The following is a 15,454-nucleotide window of genomic DNA, read 5'->3' on the forward strand; positions in this document are numbered from 1 at the left end:
ACTTCCCACACGGCTTTCACGTATGCGCCCCACCGCCACGGGCCAGGCGGTGGCGGGGCGGGCCCAGTCCGGTCAATCCGGGCCGCTTGAAGTGCATCGAAAGCTCGATACCGGCGTGGTCTGGTGTAGGGGGGTGATCCTTTACAGTCGGGGGCGGGGACTCACGAGTAAAACCGCCCAAAAGGGGATTGTGTTGTGTGACGTACATCGGATGCTCCGAGCGTCATCAGGTGACCACCACGGTCAGAACCTCATCCGGGGCCGCCATTTGATCGCACAGGGGGTAGTAATCAAATGGATTGGATGGTGTGGTGGCCACCAGATCACGCCCGCAGGCGGGAAATGGAGGGGCTAGAACAGTGCGGGGGTATCGGGCTCACGGGGTCGGTAGAGCACTTCTCGGCAGTCCCGGCACACCAGGCCGCCGTCGTACGGGCCTCCCTTTTCGGTGGCCGGGACACGACCAGCGGCAAAGACCCGCTCGCATACCGCGCACCGCAGACGCCCGGAGTTAGGGCGTGGTGGCCTAGACACGACGAGTCTCCTCAGCATGTGTGCGGTGCTGCGGCACGTCATGTAGCCCCGCGATCAGCGAGAGCACCGCGATGGAGAGGATGATCGGCACAACGACGGTTCCAGTAAGCATGTGACGGGATACACTTTCAGGTGAGTAGACGAAAGGAGGTGAGATGGATGAATGAAATGGAGCAGATCAAGTGGGGTATTGAGGAACTTTCTAAGCAGATCGCCCGGCTGCATGACCTGGTGGTAAAACAGGATCGAGAGTTGCAGGCGATTAAGTCCCTTCTCAAGCAATCCCGGTAGCACCGTCTACATGGCGCTGCACTTCTTCCTGGCGGCGGCGCAACTGAATTGCGTCCCACAGTGCATCAATCGCGGAAGCATCATCAAGACCCGGTGCAGTGATTGACAGCTCGCCGCGTCGGTTCATTTTCACGATGATTACTACATCGGTTGAGTTCATTTCGGACTCGCTTTCTGGATAGTCTCCGAGTGAATAGAGAAAGGAGGTGAGGGGAGGATGTCGATTAGCTCGAACAGCAACAGTTTCTTAATGACGGCTGAGCGCCATGCGAGTGAAGCCAAAGACAAAGCCCAGAAAGGCCAGAGGGATGAAGCCCTTGTGAAGATCGCGGAAGCGTTCGAGCAAACGATCAAAGCGATCAAGCGCCTGTAGCGAAGTATGGGTTGCCGAGTGAATCTCGGTAACGTCGCGCTGAAGGGTATCGAACTGGGCCTTGAATGTTGCGTCCTCGCCATCCCGCCTGTACACGACGCGCTGGGAGGCGAGGGCGTTTTCTATTCCGGTCATCATCTCGCGGTGGTGCTGGCGGAGGATTCGTTGGATGGTCTCGTCGGGGACGAGGAGCCAGGACAGTCGGAGGGCGATATCGCGGCGAATGCTCATGCTCGCTGCTCGCTTTCTGCTAGGCGCTCAATCTCAGCGCGATCGAACATGTGTCCGCTAAGCGGCGTGAACGGACTCAGGCGTGTGGTATTCGTGGTGCGACCAAACAAACCGGCCGTGTTACCAGCACGGCCCCCACGCCCTGAAAGGGGGTGAATACCATGCCCAAGACCGTCCACACCCTTAGCGGGCACACGGTTGAACTTGACGATGAACCCGTCAACGGCACCATGACCCTGTCTGGTGATGTTGTCGAGGAAGACTAGGCTCATCGGGCCCTCATCCCTTCCGGGGTGGGGGTTTCTTCGTTGGCGATCCGCTCAATCTCAGCGCGATCAAAGACGTGAATCTTGCGAGGCCCGATAGAACCGACGGGGTGCAGGTCACCGCTGGCGACGCGCCGCGCGATGGTGGTGCGCGTCTGGTGCAGAATCTTGGCCGCCTCCGTGGTGCCAATCAGATCTAAATGCCTCACGTGGCACATTTAATCACGTGGGGCACGTGTCGTGCAACCGTAAACGCTACATGTGGCACATTCTATAAGTGTCACTTGAGTCTTTATGCAGGTCATGGCTATCATGATTCACATGACTACATCGCTACATATCGCTGGAATCGTCCCCCAATTTGACCTCGCGGATCGCGTGCGCAAGGCGCGTGAGTATGCGGACATGAAGCAGCAGGAGCTTGCGGACGTGACCGGGATTGCGCGCACAACGATTGCACGCATTGAGCAGGGTAAGACCGTCCCCCGGCGGCCTACGATCATCTCCCTCGCTCTAGCCACGGGTGTAGACCAAAGGTGGCTTGAGACAGGCGAAACCCCCACCGGGGGTAATCCTGGTGGGGGTAATGCGGTGCGCCATCAGGGACTCGAACCCCGAACCCACTGATTAAGAGTCAGTTGCTCTACCAATTGAGCTAATGGCGCTTATTTTTGTCTCCCAGGTGCGCCCCGGCGACGTCCGTTTACTTTACTGTCTCCCCCTGGTACACGCAAAATCGCCTGTTCAGTACGTGTTTTGAGGATTGATAGTGGCCGAACGAGGGCGCTGTGTCGCGGAGGTGAAACGAAATGACGGAGGCGGACGATGAGCACTCTGAGCGCTATGTCTCTGGCCTAGCTCTGCGTTGTGTCTCACTTTGGTAAAGGTTTTCGAAAACGAGCTTTTTCGCGCGGGCGCAGACACGGCCGGGTACTAGGGTGGACGAGAATTATTGTTGTGGGTGGAAAATAGGAGGTGGACGTGCGGGTGCGTTCCAGGCTTCGGGTAATCACGGCGGCCTTCATGGTGGTGGCTCTGGGCGGAGGCGTGGCCTCGTGCACCATTGAGCAGGGCTCCGGGGAGACGGAGCAGGAGCAGACAGAGGAGCAGCACGAACCGCCGAAGGTCTCCGTGGAGGACGAGGCGGAGGACGTGGATCCCACGGAGCCGGTGACGGTGACCTCCCAGGGGGAGGGGTTGGAGGAGGTCACCATGACCAACGAGGAAGGCCGTGAGGTAGAGGCCACTTTGTCCGATGATGGCAAGACGTGGAGCACCGATGAGGTGTTGGGCTACTCGCGCACTTACACGGTGGAGGCCCGCGATAGGAACGGGGAGAATGTTACCTCGGTGTTTTCCACTGTGGCCCCGGCGGGGACGGCGTCGGTCACGCTTTCTCCTTATGGCGTGGGCGAGGTGGGCGTGGGCCAGCCGGTGGCGTTTAGGTTTTCCCAGGCCATTGAGGATCGCGCCGCCGCCCAGGAAGCCCTGGAGGTGACCACGGAGCCCAAGGTGGAGGGTGCTTTTTATTGGGTGAATAACCAGGAGGTGCGGTGGCGGCCGGAGAACTTCTGGGAGCCGGGCACGCAGATCACCGCTAAGGCGAATATCTACGGCAAGGATTTAGGCGGTGGGATCTATGGCGCGGAGGACAATGAGATCGAGGTGAGCATTGGTGATGAGGTCATCACGGAGGTCGATGATGCCACTAAGACCATGACGGTGTACCGCAACGGGGAGGAGTTGCGGTCTATCCCGGTGTCTTTGGGGTCGAACCGCTGGCCCACGCCCAACGGCACGTACATCATCGGTGACCTGCATGATTCCTTGGTGATGGACTCGGAGACCTTTGGCCTGTCCAAGGAGGACGGCGGATATAAAACCACCGTGAAGTTTGCCACGCAGATGTCTTATTCCGGCATTTATGTGCACGCTGCGCCGTGGTCGGTGTGGGCGCAGGGGAACACTAATACCTCGCATGGGTGCATTAACGTCACCGATGAGGCCGCGCAGTGGTTCCAGAATACGGTGAAACGCGGGGACATCGTGAAGGTGAGTAATACCGTGGGCGGGGAACTTAACGGCCTTGATGGCCTGGGGGATTGGAATATTCCCTGGGAACAATGGAAGGCTGGTAACGCGGAGGGCTAGCGCTTGACCACGCCGTAATCCTTGGCGTTAAGCCACGCGGCGGATTCGGCGTCCTCGCTTGCGTATATCCGCACCTCGCCCTCGTGCGTGGTGTCAAAGATATAGCCGTCAAAGAGCACCCGCTCGCCCCGGCCCACGTCTGCCACGGTGGTCACCTGAGCCATCTGCCCCTCCACGGCCTGCGCCTGCATGGGATCGGTGGTGAGCACGCGAACCTGGTTGGCGTGATACTCCGCGTCCTGGTCGTAGATCGCCACGCCGGAGGCGGCATCGGTGGTTCCCGGAATCCAGTCCGCCTCCTCGAGATCGGCAGCCTGGCACAGCGGCGCCTCCTCCACCACGCAGGAAACCCGCAGGGCCCTATCGACGTCGATAAGCACCGCGTCCGAGGCAGCGCCCTGCGCGGACGTAATCTCCTGGTCATAGCCGTCCCGGTGCACGCTGCCCACGTTGTAGAGGCGGGACGCGATCGGCGGAGTCACGCCGCTGACATCCAGGCGCGTGGCCGGGTGCACCAGGGCGTCCTCGGGATTATCCGAGGTGATCTGGAACTTACCGCCCTTGTACCGCACCAGAGTCGTGGACTCACCCTCGGCGTCGCGCCGGGTGGTGGTCACCTCCAGCTCGGAATCGGAACGGCGATGCACGTCCACCACGGCCCCCACCTGGGCAGGCATGGGCGCGGTGATGAGCTCGTCCTTGTGGAAAAACATGATGGTGCTAAAGGCGTTCTCCGCGTTGGGGTTCTCCAGATCACCCTCCACCCCGGGGAAGGTCACCCAGCTCAGTTCCTTGCACGGGTCAAAGTGATTATCCGCCACCTGCCCCAGGTAACCCCAGGTGGCCGCGCCCAGCCCGGGGCTTTCCGCCCCCTCGGCAAAGGTGGGCACGATGGGTGCGCCCAGGATCGGGCGCAGCGCGGTATCGCTGAGCAGAATCTCCCGGCAGTTCTTCTTCGGTTCCTCCTTGGGAGCGCTCGTGGTGGTCTCCGTGGTGGTGGCGGCGCTCGTGCTCGGGCTGGGCTTGGCCACGCGGGCCAACGAGGTGGGCGCGGCCGGGGTGGCCTCGGTGTCCTCCTGGGGGCTACCGCAGGCACTCAGGGTGAGCGCGGTGATGCACAGGGCGCTGGCAGTGCTCGCCAGGGTGAGGGAGCGGGGGCGTAATCTCATGGTTTCTAAGATTAGGCTGTGAGGAGCCAGTTGTCCGGCTGGGGGAGGGGTGTGGCGCGGGGCTTATCGACGATCGCTTGGGCGCCACGTGGGTTAAATTATCTCTTAGGTTTGGCTGGACGGCAGAAAGCGAGAGCAGCGGTGCAGGAATTTGTGGCTGTGGACTTTGAAACCGCCAACGAGAAGCGCGGCTCCGCGTGCGCGGTGGCCCTGGTGAAGTTTGACGAGGAAGGCACGGAGGGAGATTCCTACGACAAGGCGTTGGCTGGGACCATCAATGGACTCTACAAGGCTTAATCCGTACCGGGGCGTGGGCATCTGCCGGGGAGGTGGAGTTAGCGAAGCTGCGGTGGGCGCACTGGTGGAACAACCATCTCCTTCACGAGTCTATGTAACCCTGGCGAAACGTTTTATCGCCTACGTGTCTGTGCGCTCTCGTGGGATACGAAGCCCAGATCGGTTGCAACTTCCAGCCTGGCTTCGCTCCCATTTGGCCGATGTGCACACCAGGTATCCCCTCGGGGAACCGGCCGAGCGCACGCTTCAGGTCAGCAACTGGTTCATTGAATCTGCCGCGTCGAAGCAGAAATGCGATCAACGACAGAGCCGAATACATCTTCGAGTTGTTTGACAGCGCAGTGCCCAGATCAGCATCGTTCTTACGGTGCTTAGTGAGTGGGCGAATCACAAGGCGGCGGTTCCACAGGCGTGCGTGGTGAGCACACAGATTGCGCACGTAGTTGATGGTGCGCATCCAGGATTCAAGCTCGTCGGCACGGGCACTATAAAGATCAGCGATGGTTTGGCGCTGTGAGTACGGGGTGAGCGAGAACAAAGTGACGAGCTGCCCGAATTCAAGAATCTCGGCCACGACCCACACGGGCAGGCGGCCTTGATGCTCTTTGTTGTAGTGCTTTACGAAGTCCTCAGATGAGCGAGCCTGAGTCTGCGCAAGCCGGGACTCGAACACTGCCGCACGCTTGGCCATTGCTCCGCTGGGCCATTGTTGCGTTGGTGTCAGATGGATGTATGGGTCGAGTTCGCCGAGCACATACCCGATATCGGCGCGAAAGCAGATTTCAAGTGTGGATACCGCTTGCCACGTTGCTTGGCGCAGGCGTTCGTCGAAACAGTAGAGGTCGACAACGTTTTGCATCGTTGCGCCGGGCACGAAATTACTGAGCCTGCGACGTGCCGTTCCCGTGGGAGCGAGTTGACGCAGCGGGTACATGTATCCGCCAAGACGGTAGTAACCGATAGCGGCAAGGTCATCGCGGAAGGATCCGGCGTCGGTGAGTCCCCGTCTGATCAAGATGGCAACTTGGTCCTCCAAGCTCGCCCATGCCTTATCCATTGTCACCTACTGCCATCCTTGGTCGGTGAAAAAGAAGACCGGCTCTGACCTCGAAGAGGCGAGCCGGTACTGGTAAGCCAATGGTAGCACACCCATTTTGACCCGTAGCCCGCAACCACCCCCTGAACCCACGGACGACCCTCTGAGGACAAACTCCCCCACCCAAAAAACTTGGGTGGGGGAGTTCTACTCGGGGTGGCTGACGGGGCTCGAACCCGCGACACCCAGGATCACAACCTGGTGCTCTACCAGCTGAACTACAGCCACCATCGCCGCTGTGCAAGCAAGGCTGTACAAGCAGCGAGAATAACCATAGCCTACCGAGTTATTTTTGCAAAAATCGCTGGTAGGCTTCCGTGGCCTGGGCCTGTGCCTCGGCGGCCTCCTCGGAGGTGGGGCCGGGTTGGGGTGCGAACACGCTGCGGCGGTAGTAGTCCAGTTCCCGCACAGACTCCACGATGTCGGCTAGCGCTCGGTGCGCCATGCCTTTTTCCGGTTGGTGGTAGTAGGCGCGGGGGAACCACCGCTTGCTGAGTTCCTTGATAGTAGAGACGTCCACCATGCGGTAGTGCAGGGCGGCATCGAGGCGCGGCATGTATTCCCTGATGAAGGCGCGGTCGGTGGCAATGGAGTTGCCGGCCAGCGGGGCGGGGTGTTCGGGGTGACAGTGTTCCTTGATGAGGGCGAGCACGGCGTCCTCGGCCTCGCGGAGGGTCACGGTGGAGGTGCGGATCTCGTCGAGTAGCCCGTTCTCGCTGTGCATGGTGGTCACGTAATCGTCCATGCGGGATAGTTCCTCCTCGGTGGCGCGTACCACGAGGTCCAGCCCCTCGCCCAGGATGGTGAGGTTGGCGTCGGTGACCAGCGCCGCCACTTCTACGATCACGTGTTGGCGCGGGTCAAGGCCGGTCATTTCCAGGTCGATCCATACGAGGCGGTCGTCCTTGGCGGGCTGGGTAGTGGGAGGCGTCGCGGGCTGAGTCATGCTCACCAGGATAGGCTGCGGGGAAGGGGAGCATGGAGGTGGGAGGATTAGGTGAGGGTAACTTGGGGAGCTATGCCTACGGAATCGACAGATCTCATCATCGTGACGGGTGCGGCGGGCGGGATCGGCGCGGCCGTCGCCAAGCAATGCGCGCAGCGCCCCGGCGTGGCCCTGCTGTTGACGGATCGCGAGGAGGCCGCGCTGAATCGGATAGCTGGGGAGGTGCGGGCCCGGGCGGATAAGGGGACACGGGTGTATGCCGAGCCCTGCGATCTGGCCTCCGAGGAGGCGGTGACGGCGCTGGTGGAGCGGGCCACGCGCACGCACGGGGCGCCGCGCTACCTGATTCATGCCGCCGGGGTGTTTGTGGATCGGCCCGTGACGGAGACTAGCGCCGAGGAGTTTTCCCGCATGATGAGCGTGAATGCGCACGGCACCTTTTACCTGCTGCGCGCGGCGGCCCGCGCGATGGAACAGGAACAGGTGGAACAAGATCGGGCGATGGTGGTGGTGGCCTCGAACGCGGCGGGTGTGCCCAGGGTGGGCATGGGGGCGTACGCGGCATCGAAGGCCGCGGCCTCGGCGCTCACGCGCTGCCTGGGCCTGGAGTTGGCCGGGGCGGGGGTGCGGTGCAACGTGGTGTGCCCCGGTTCGACGGACACCGCGATGCAGCGGGATTTCTGGGCCAGTGACCCGGAGGCGGGGCGGCGTCGTTCGCTGGAGGGGGATCTGGGCACGCACCGCCTGGGTATTCCCCTGGGGCGGATCGCGCGGCCCGAGGACGTGGCGCACACGGTGGATTTTCTGGCTTCCGAGCGCGCCCGGCACGTGACCTTGCAGGAACTCTACGTGGACGGCGGGGCGACGCTGCATGCCTAAGGTTTTGCTTATCGACGCCCTCCCTCCCGCACTTGGCAGGCAATGAATAGGTAAGCCTTGCTATATTTTGCCCGGCTCCCGTAGGGTGAGGGAACCCGACCCTATACTTTCGTAGGGTGGGTGTGGACCGAAAGGATAATTTTTCATGGCTCTTCCCCTGCGCCGCCTCGGGGCGGTACTGATGATCTCCGCGCTGGCGGTCACCGGCTGCTCCCGCGCCTCCGATTCTGATTCCTCGGCTTCCGGGGACAACAACGATCGCGTGGCCGCCCTGGGCTTGGGCGACGCCGATACCCTCCTGGCTTTGGGCGTGACGCCCTCGGTGGTGGCGCCCTTTGGGGCCGAGGGTGAGGTGGACGCCTCCGGCGTGGGGCCGTGGGCAAAGGATCTGCTGGGCGATGCCAAGCCCACCGTGATTTACAACACCTCTGCGGGTTTTAGCTCGGAGATCATCGAGCAGGTCACCGCCGCCAACCCCACCAAGATCATCGCCGTGAATACTGCGGTGGACGATCAGGCCAAGGAGGCCCTGGAAAAGATCGCCCCCACCACCGTGAAGCCCGAGGGCACGACGGACTGGCAGATTCCCTGGGACAAGCAGGTGACCACCATCGCGGAGGCCGTGGACAAGGGCGACGAGGGCAAGGAGCTCATCGACAAGACCGAGAAGGCCTTTGAGGACTTCAAGAAGAAGCACCCGGAGGTGCAGGGCAAGACGGCCGCGGTGGTGCTGCCCTATGACGGCCAGATCGGCCTGTACACCTCCGGCGACGGGCGCGGGCAGATGGTGGAGGACATGGGCTTTGATATTCCCGAGTCCGTGGAGGGCGAGGGAGATTCCTTCTACCGGAACATCGCCCCGGAGAACTACACCGACCTTAACGAGCTGGATTACCTCTTCGTGCTGGATTACAACGGCTCCGCCGAGACCCTGAAGAACGACGAAACCTTCAAGAACCTCGACATCGTGCGCGACGGCCGCGTGCGCTACCTGGATAGCGAGACCGGCAACGCGATGAGCATGCCCAACCCGGTGACGATCCCGTGGGCACTCGACCAGTTCTCCGATAAGCTGTGAGCCGTTCTTTCCGATTAAGCACCCTGGGGGCCATCATTCTGGTGGCCTTAGTGGTGCTTTCTTTGCTCCTCGGCTCCCGCACGATCCCCCTCGGAGAGGTGGCGCAGGCGGTACTGGCCGGTCCCTCCGCGGCGGAAGGCACCGGCACCGAGCACGTGGTGTGGAACCTCCGGGTGCCGCGCACGGTGTTGGCGGTGGCCGCCGGGGCGTCGTTAGGCATGGCGGGCGCGCTGGCCCAGGCGTGGACGCGCAACCCCCTGGCCGACCCCGGCTTCATCGGGGTGACCTCCGGGGCGGCCTTCGCGGTGGCCGTGGGCATGACCCTGGGCTGGGGTGGGCTGGGCGGTAAGATCACGCTCGCCCTGGTGGGGGCCGCCATCGCCTCCGTGATCGTGCTCATGGTCTCCCGGGTCTCCCTCGATCCACTCACCGTGATCCTCGTGGGCGTGGGGGTGAGCGCGGCCTTGCAGGCGGGCACCACGGCGTTGGCCCTCTCCTCGCGCGGGGTGCTCGACGCCATGCGCCAGTGGACCGTGGGCGCCACGATGGGGCGCGGCGGGGAGGACATCGCGGTGGCCTGGGCGGGCCTACTTATCGGCGGACTGCTCGCCGCGCTCATCGCGCGCCCGATGGACCTCCTCTCGATGGGGGAGGAGGCCTCCACCGCACTCGGGGCGGCACCCGAGCGGATACGGCTGGGGGCGATGGCCGTGGTGGTGATCCTCGCCGGCACGGCCACCGCGGCGGTTGGGCCGGTGGTGTTCGTGGGCTTCGCTGCCCCGCACATCGTGCGCACCCTGCTGGGGCCGAGCCTGGCCAGCACCCTGCTGCCCACCGCTCTGGTGGGCGGGGCCCTGACCCTGGCCGCCGACATCATCGGCCGCCTGGTCATGCGCCCCGGCGAGATAGAAATGTCCATCGTCATGGCCGGGGTGGGGGCGCCCATGATTATCTGGGCGGTGCGCCGTTATCGCTCCCTGGGGGTGGGACAATGAGTGCCTTTCACGCGGTGGAAACCGCCCAGCGTGCCCGGCGACGCCGCGGTGCGCTGACCTTCCTGGGCGCGGTACTCGTGGCGGCGGCCTCCTACGTGCTGCTGCTGGGTTCCGGCCCGCTCCCCCTGAGCCCCGGCGAGGTCATCGCCGCGCTCACCGGGGCCGGAACCCCCTCGGCCACCACCGTGGTCTGGGACATTCGCCTCCCGGTGGCCATCGCCACCGCCGTGGTGGGCGCAGCGCTGGGCATTGCCGGGGCGTGGACGCAAACCATGTCCCGCAACCCCCTGGCCTCCCCGGACATTCTGGGAGTATCGGGCGGCGCGGCGGTGGCTGTGGTGGCCGGAACGGTGCTGATGCGCCCGGCATGGTCGGAGGGGATCGATACGTTCTGGTGGCGCGCGGGCCTCGCGCTCCTTGGCGCGGCGGTGATCGTGGCGCTGCTGCTGACCCTCGGCGGCTTCGGCACCTCGCACCAGGTGGTGCTCATCGGCTTCGCGCTCTCCCTGCTGTGTCAGGCGCTCGTCTCCTACCTCATCGTGCGCGCCGATCTCTCCCACGCGGCGGAAGCCCAAACCTGGCTGGCCGGTTCCACCGGCTTCGTCCGCTGGGAGGCGATCGCCCCCATGTGCGCCGGACTGGTGCCCTTCCTGGCCCTGGGCCTGTGGCAGCACCGCGATATCCCGCTCCTGGCGCATGATGACGCCCTGGCCACCTCCCTGGGGGTGCGCGTTCTCCGCGTGCGCGCCCGCTTGCTGATAGCGGCCACCGGAATCGTAGCCGTGGTGGTCTCCGTGGTGGGGCCCATCGGCTTCGTGGCGCTCATTGCCCCCCAGGTGGCTCGCCTGATTAGCGGGGCGCCCACCCCGCCGCCGTGGAACTCGGCGGCCGTGGGGGCCGGTCTGCTCCTGCTGTGCTCCGTGATCGCCACCAGGCTGCCCGTGAGCATCCCGGTGGGCCTGGTGACCTCCGCGCTCGGTGGCGTGACGCTGGTGGTCCTCGTTGTCAGCGCCGCCACCCGTATGAGAAAGGCCGTAGTGGGATGATCAGCGTCGAAGATGTGTACTCGGGCTACCAGCCCGAACGCGATATTGTGCGCGGGGTCAGCCTCCGCGCCCACGAAGGCAAGGTGACCACCCTGCTCGGCCCCAACGGCTGCGGCAAATCCACCCTGCTCAAAACGATGTCCCGGTTGCTTACGCCGCGTGTGGGCGAAGTACAGGTGGGTGGGCGCAATATCCACGGCCTTGAGGCCAAAGAAGCCGCCCGCACCGTCGCGCTGCTGCCTCAGCAACCCGTGGCCCCGGCGGGTCTGCGCGTGGGAGAACTCGTAGCCCGAGGACGCCACCCGCACCGAGGTTGGATCGGCGGGCCCAGCGCCGCCGACCGCGCTGCCGTGGAGGCCGCCTTGGAACGCACCGACACCGCCGAACTCGCGGACAGGGACGTGGCGGAACTCTCCGGCGGCCAGCGCCAACGAGTATGGCTGGCCCTTGCGCTCGCGCAGGAAACGCCGGTGCTGCTGCTGGATGAACCCACCACCTACCTCGATCCGGCCCACGCGCTCGCCACCCTGCACCTGTGCCGGGAACTCGCGCGGGAAGGACGCACCGTGGTGATGGTGCTCCACGACCTCATGCTCGCCGGGGCCTACTCGGATCAGATGGTGATTATGCGCGAGGGGCAGGTGCTGGCCTCCGGGACCCCCACCGAGGCGCTCACCCCGGAGACAATGGAGCGGGCCTATGGGCTCCGCGCCGAGGTATGGCCCGATCCCCAAGGCAACGCGCCGGTGATCGTGCCGCGTGGGGTGAGCGCGGAGTAGGTTACGGTGTAAATATGATCTATGTCATAAATATTTCTATGGACTAGGGGGCGGGTGCGCGCTAGATTACATTTCATCAGATCGGCTGTTAAATATATGAAAGGCTGTAGTGGTGAAACGTAAATCCGTGACGGCTGTTATTTCTATTTTTGCTCTGCTCTCTGTTCCGTCTGTTAGCTATGCGGCGGGATTCAATTCTTCTTTTTCTGAATTTAGGGATGGAGCCCAGAATCGCACATGGCATGATGACACCGATGGTACTACATCGGCGACAACTAGGGGGTGTTGGTCGCATGATAATGAGGGGAGCCACAAGCTTGATCTTGAGTTGAAGGAACCTTTACGTTTCCGTCCTGATCCGTCGCTTGGGGTGCGAAGCGCGGTGGGGTGTTATGGCGGAACCGCCAATAATGCTTGGGGAGGCGTTTATGCGGGTAACTGGTATATCCGCATTGGCACATGGTCCTGGCAGCGGGTTTCCGCTAGTTATATTGGGGTGGAATACTAGCCGGGAGAAATAGTGAAAGTCAACGATCTCCATTACCGCCCGCGTGGTTCCCGGGTGGATGTGATCGCCGGGGTGACTATTCAGATGGATAGTCGCCCTACGCTTCTTATTGGTGAGAACGGTGCGGGAAAGACTACGCTGCTTCGCGTTCTCTCCGGGGATCTTCAGCCGACCTTAGGGAGCGTCACTAGGGAGTTTTCGGTGGTCTATCTCCCTCAACACTTCATTTCGATCCCCGGGTTTTCCTGCCTGGAATACGTGGCTTACGTTTCCTGGCTATGGGGAGCTTCTAGAAAGAACGCCAGGAGGGAGTCCTTGGCGTGGTTGGAGTTCGTGGGATTAGCGGAACTCTCCGCGCATCGCTGCGACCGACTCTCTGGAGGACAGCAGGCGCGGTTGGCGCTTGCCGCCGCAGTGGGGTCTGGTGCAGAGACGCTCCTTTTGGATGAGCCTACCGCCTCGTTAGATCCACTGGCCCGGGATCATGTCAAGAAAATCTACGGGAAGATCGTGAACGAGGGGGTGGGCTTGGTGGTGTCTACGCATAATTCTTCGGAGTTATGCGAGCCGTTCGAACGGGTGCTGGTGATGGAACGAGGAAAGATTGCCTTCGATGGATCACTATCGGGTTTCTCTCAGGAAAGTGGTCGAGAGGGGATCGTTGGTGAGCTTTCCAGGGCGATAAAGGGGTGAAGGCTATTTTTGGTATCCGTCATTGGGTCAGGCACCCGTCGGCATGGCTCCTCGTAATGGGGGTAGTATGCGGTTTTCTGATGCTGCCTGCCTCATCTTTTCACTATTATTCCCACAGGGACATGTCCACCGCGATGATCTTGATGGGTGCGCTATGTCCTGTGGTGTGCCTGGCTGCTGCTTGGGAGGCGGGTGCGATAACCCGCCTGATACTCGCTCATGACCGGGCCGCATTATTCCTTCGCGGGGCTGGGCGCCGAATTTGGTGGCTTTCATTGGTACCCTTGCTGGCCTTCGTGGCATGCCTTTCCGTATTTCAGGTATTTCCAGAGTTTCGCAGTGGAGCCTTGTGGGGATTATTGCTTATTTGCCTGCTGCACGGGTTTTCCTGGGCTACCTTGGGAGCGGCCATGGGGCTGTGGATGCGGCCCCTGCTGAGTATCCCCCTATCAATCATCATTCCGTACCTGGTCTTGGTGGTTCCTCCTACTCTTCCTCCGGGGCCACTGCGCCATATGTTTGGGGTTCCGGTTTTTTGCTGTGCGCTTGATTCTGCCTTGTCCGCGAGAATGGTGGTGGCCTCATCACTGGGGTTAGCCGCGGTGTTTCTATTGGGAGCTTCTTTTATTTCTCTGAGGTTTTCCGGGGTGCGGGGCCTGTGTGAGAGCGCTGTGTCTGATTGTTCTCGCGGTAGTGCTCTTTTGGACGGGTGTGGGGCAGGCACGTTCCCTCGGTGCTGCTTCGGTTCAAGCACGAGATGACGCGGATATTGTGTGCAGAGGCCCAGAAGGGGAGATCTGCGTGTGGCCAGAAATACCCGAATATGTGGTGCAAAATAACGCGGAGGCCAGGAGGATTTTTGATGACGTTGCTCCGCAGACATGGGCGGATTCCGCAGTGCCGGGGGTATATTCCGCTCCCCAGGATGGTGCTCACCTAAAACTGGTTGGTGTGGAGGTGAATGAGGCCTTGGCGGCGTTTATGGTGCAGGCGCTTAAGAACGACCCCGAGTACTCGGAAGTCAGTATCTGTGGTATCCCGGTGGCGGATGACCTTGTGTTGTCCTTTCCGGGGGCAGAAGCATGGGAGATGCCCGAGCGCCGGATCACCCCTGTGGAGTTTGTCGATGACGCAAACTCCCTCTGCCCTGAAGGGAGCCCTGGGTGAGAAGCCCCCTCGTGCTGTGGGCCATAGGGCACCGAGTTCCCGCTGGTGCGGTGATGATCCTGGCCGCGCTGCTTCTCTCGGTGCTTTATGGTGCGGTTTCCGTACCCGTCCCGGTTTTTGTGGGCCGGTATCTTCCGCCGTTAACCGTCAGCGCCTTAGTGGTGCAAGCATACCCTGTGGTGTTGGGGCTGTTTTTCTACGGTAATTTCCCATACCTGGAGTCCATCTCTCGGCGCTCACAGCGTGTTCCCGATTTGGGGTTGCTGTTGCTGGTGTGGATCGTCCCCTTAATGTTGGGTATTCAAGATGCGCAGTATGCGCGCAATGCGAGCATGGTGCTTACCCTTTTTACGGTTTTGGCTACCCATGTGGGAGTCGCTTCGGCCATGGGCGTGGTCTCGGGGTGGATACTGGCACATTCACTTGTCTTTGGCATTTCCCAGAATTTCCTGTGGAAAATCTTGACGGGATTGCTCCGGGAAACGAGTGACCTGGTGAGTTGGGGAATTGTATTGTGTGGAATTATCATCACCCTTGTGTTTGCGCCGAAGATTAAGAGTTTAAGAGATTGAAATCTAATTTCAAAGATCTAGGCTTTTGGCGGAGGGGAGTGCGGCCCTCTTTACCACCTCTTTATCCTAGTAAGGGGAAGGCGCTACCTCTTGAGAAGATCGTGTGCTTGCAGGAGTTGCAGCTGCTCCAAGTCTAAGAAAGTGAGGCTAACGCCGCTGGCATGTACCCGGTCGCCCAACCCGGCCAGGGCACAGAGGAGGGATTGCAGGGGGTCAATTCCCCCGGAGGAGACGGTGATGAGGGTTTCTTGTTCGTTTAAACCCTCAATGCTCCAGCGTGTGAACCAGTTATCGCCCTCGCACACGGGAGCTTCCACGTGCAGAAGCACGGGGAGTCCATCGGAACGAGTGAGTTCTCTCACGATCATGAGGAACAGGATAGT

At 61.9% G+C, this 15,454-nt stretch carries 20 protein-coding genes and 2 tRNA genes; 13 read left to right on the forward strand and 9 right to left on the reverse strand.

The window, feature by feature from the left end; translation table 11 throughout:
* Positions 1-693 precede the first annotated feature (693 nt).
* Positions 694-825: a hypothetical protein gene (locus Cocul_RS12970; protein ID WP_281176025.1), complete on the forward strand. Its 132-nt coding sequence runs from the start codon at positions 694-696 to the stop codon at positions 823-825.
* Here Cocul_RS12970 and Cocul_RS12425 read toward each other — a convergent pair.
* The 3 genes from Cocul_RS12425 to Cocul_RS00400 form a co-directional block, all read right to left on the reverse strand.
* Complete coding sequence (locus Cocul_RS12425) at positions 809-985, reverse strand: hypothetical protein (protein WP_160318473.1); 177 nt, start codon at positions 983-985, stop codon at positions 809-811. The genes Cocul_RS12970 and Cocul_RS12425 overlap by 17 nt on opposite strands.
* Before the next feature lie 87 nt (positions 986-1,072).
* The gene (locus Cocul_RS00395; protein WP_055121358.1) at positions 1,073-1,429 is read right to left on the reverse strand and encodes a hypothetical protein; all 357 of its coding nucleotides are present in this window, start codon (positions 1,427-1,429) and stop codon (positions 1,073-1,075) included.
* Between the two features lie 268 nt (positions 1,430-1,697).
* The gene (locus Cocul_RS00400) at positions 1,698-1,904 is read right to left on the reverse strand and encodes a helix-turn-helix domain-containing protein (RefSeq protein WP_055121359.1); all 207 of its coding nucleotides are present in this window, start codon (positions 1,902-1,904) and stop codon (positions 1,698-1,700) included.
* 112 nt (positions 1,905-2,016) lie between these two features.
* Here Cocul_RS00400 and Cocul_RS11470 point away from each other — a divergent pair, with 112 nt between their 5' ends.
* The gene (locus Cocul_RS11470) at positions 2,017-2,322 is read left to right on the forward strand and encodes a helix-turn-helix domain-containing protein (protein ID WP_082422137.1); all 306 of its coding nucleotides are present in this window, start codon (positions 2,017-2,019) and stop codon (positions 2,320-2,322) included.
* On the opposite strand, the gene Cocul_RS00405 is transcribed toward Cocul_RS11470, so the two are convergent.
* Positions 2,288-2,360 (reverse strand) — tRNA-Lys (locus Cocul_RS00405). The two genes, Cocul_RS11470 and Cocul_RS00405, sit on opposite strands and share 35 nt — an antisense overlap.
* 358 nt (positions 2,361-2,718) lie before the next feature.
* Here Cocul_RS00405 and Cocul_RS00410 point away from each other — a divergent pair.
* Complete coding sequence (locus Cocul_RS00410; RefSeq protein ID WP_082422138.1) at positions 2,719-3,846, forward strand: L,D-transpeptidase; 1,128 nt, start codon at positions 2,719-2,721, stop codon at positions 3,844-3,846.
* Here the strand turns inward: Cocul_RS00410 and Cocul_RS00415 are convergent.
* Positions 3,843-5,015, reverse strand: a complete 1,173-nt coding sequence (locus Cocul_RS00415) for an LppP/LprE family lipoprotein (RefSeq protein WP_055121360.1) — start codon at positions 5,013-5,015, stop codon at positions 3,843-3,845. The two genes, Cocul_RS00410 and Cocul_RS00415, sit on opposite strands and share 4 nt — an antisense overlap.
* 159 nt (positions 5,016-5,174) lie before the next feature.
* Between Cocul_RS00415 and Cocul_RS13115 the strand changes: the two genes are divergently transcribed.
* The gene (locus Cocul_RS13115) at positions 5,175-5,312 is read left to right on the forward strand and encodes a hypothetical protein (protein ID WP_425388759.1); all 138 of its coding nucleotides are present in this window, start codon (positions 5,175-5,177) and stop codon (positions 5,310-5,312) included.
* Between the two features lie 82 nt (positions 5,313-5,394).
* Here the strand turns inward: Cocul_RS13115 and Cocul_RS00420 are convergent, their stop codons facing one another.
* The 3 genes from Cocul_RS00420 to orn form a co-directional block, all read right to left on the reverse strand.
* Positions 5,395-6,369: an Abi family protein gene (locus tag Cocul_RS00420; RefSeq protein WP_069723532.1), complete on the reverse strand. Its 975-nt coding sequence runs from the start codon at positions 6,367-6,369 to the stop codon at positions 5,395-5,397.
* Positions 6,370-6,563: 194 nt separating this feature from the next.
* A tRNA-His gene (locus Cocul_RS00425) sits at positions 6,564-6,636 on the reverse strand.
* Between the two features lie 58 nt (positions 6,637-6,694).
* The gene (gene orn, locus Cocul_RS00430) at positions 6,695-7,354 is read right to left on the reverse strand and encodes an oligoribonuclease (protein WP_055121361.1); all 660 of its coding nucleotides are present in this window, start codon (positions 7,352-7,354) and stop codon (positions 6,695-6,697) included.
* A 72-nt stretch (positions 7,355-7,426) separates the two neighbouring features.
* On the opposite strand from orn, the gene Cocul_RS00435 reads away from it, so the two are divergent.
* The 9 genes from Cocul_RS00435 (at position 7,427) to Cocul_RS00470 (ending at position 15,071) form a co-directional block, all read left to right on the forward strand.
* Complete coding sequence (locus Cocul_RS00435) at positions 7,427-8,233, forward strand: SDR family oxidoreductase (RefSeq protein ID WP_211257082.1); 807 nt, start codon at positions 7,427-7,429, stop codon at positions 8,231-8,233.
* A 145-nt stretch (positions 8,234-8,378) separates the two neighbouring features.
* The gene (locus tag Cocul_RS00440) at positions 8,379-9,311 is read left to right on the forward strand and encodes an iron-siderophore ABC transporter substrate-binding protein (RefSeq protein ID WP_055121362.1); all 933 of its coding nucleotides are present in this window, start codon (positions 8,379-8,381) and stop codon (positions 9,309-9,311) included.
* The gene (locus Cocul_RS00445) at positions 9,308-10,306 is read left to right on the forward strand and encodes a FecCD family ABC transporter permease (protein ID WP_055121363.1); all 999 of its coding nucleotides are present in this window, start codon (positions 9,308-9,310) and stop codon (positions 10,304-10,306) included. The genes Cocul_RS00440 and Cocul_RS00445 overlap by 4 nt, the downstream gene beginning before the upstream one ends.
* On the forward strand, positions 10,303-11,352 hold the full coding sequence (locus tag Cocul_RS00450; RefSeq protein ID WP_055121364.1) for a FecCD family ABC transporter permease: 1,050 nt from the start codon (positions 10,303-10,305) through the stop codon (positions 11,350-11,352). The genes Cocul_RS00445 and Cocul_RS00450 overlap by 4 nt, the downstream gene beginning before the upstream one ends.
* Complete coding sequence (locus tag Cocul_RS00455; RefSeq protein WP_055121365.1) at positions 11,349-12,131, forward strand: ABC transporter ATP-binding protein; 783 nt, start codon at positions 11,349-11,351, stop codon at positions 12,129-12,131. The genes Cocul_RS00450 and Cocul_RS00455 overlap by 4 nt, the downstream gene beginning before the upstream one ends.
* A gap of 112 nt (positions 12,132-12,243) precedes the next feature.
* Positions 12,244-12,639 (forward strand): hypothetical protein, encoded by a 396-nt coding sequence (locus Cocul_RS12105; RefSeq protein ID WP_150114278.1) that lies wholly within the window; start codon positions 12,244-12,246, stop codon positions 12,637-12,639.
* Positions 12,640-12,651: 12 nt separating this feature from the next.
* A complete protein-coding gene (locus Cocul_RS00460; protein WP_160318474.1) occupies positions 12,652-13,332 on the forward strand; it encodes an ATP-binding cassette domain-containing protein in 681 nt (226 codons plus the stop codon).
* A 951-nt stretch (positions 13,333-14,283) separates the two neighbouring features.
* Entirely contained in the window at positions 14,284-14,499 is a 216-nt protein-coding gene (locus Cocul_RS00465) for a hypothetical protein (RefSeq protein ID WP_055121367.1), read from the forward strand.
* 53 nt (positions 14,500-14,552) lie between these two features.
* Positions 14,553-15,071, forward strand: coding sequence for a hypothetical protein (locus Cocul_RS00470; RefSeq protein WP_150114279.1), 519 nt, complete (start codon positions 14,553-14,555; stop codon positions 15,069-15,071).
* Between the two features lie 83 nt (positions 15,072-15,154).
* Here Cocul_RS00470 and Cocul_RS00475 read toward each other — a convergent pair whose 3' ends face one another.
* Positions 15,155-15,439: a DUF6968 family protein gene (locus Cocul_RS00475; RefSeq protein ID WP_150114280.1), complete on the reverse strand. Its 285-nt coding sequence runs from the start codon at positions 15,437-15,439 to the stop codon at positions 15,155-15,157.
* Between the last annotated feature and the right edge of the window lie 15 nt (positions 15,440-15,454).

The sequence above is a fragment of the Corynebacterium oculi genome, from assembly GCF_001412105.1.
GTDB lineage: Bacteria > Actinomycetota > Actinomycetes > Mycobacteriales > Mycobacteriaceae > Corynebacterium > Corynebacterium oculi.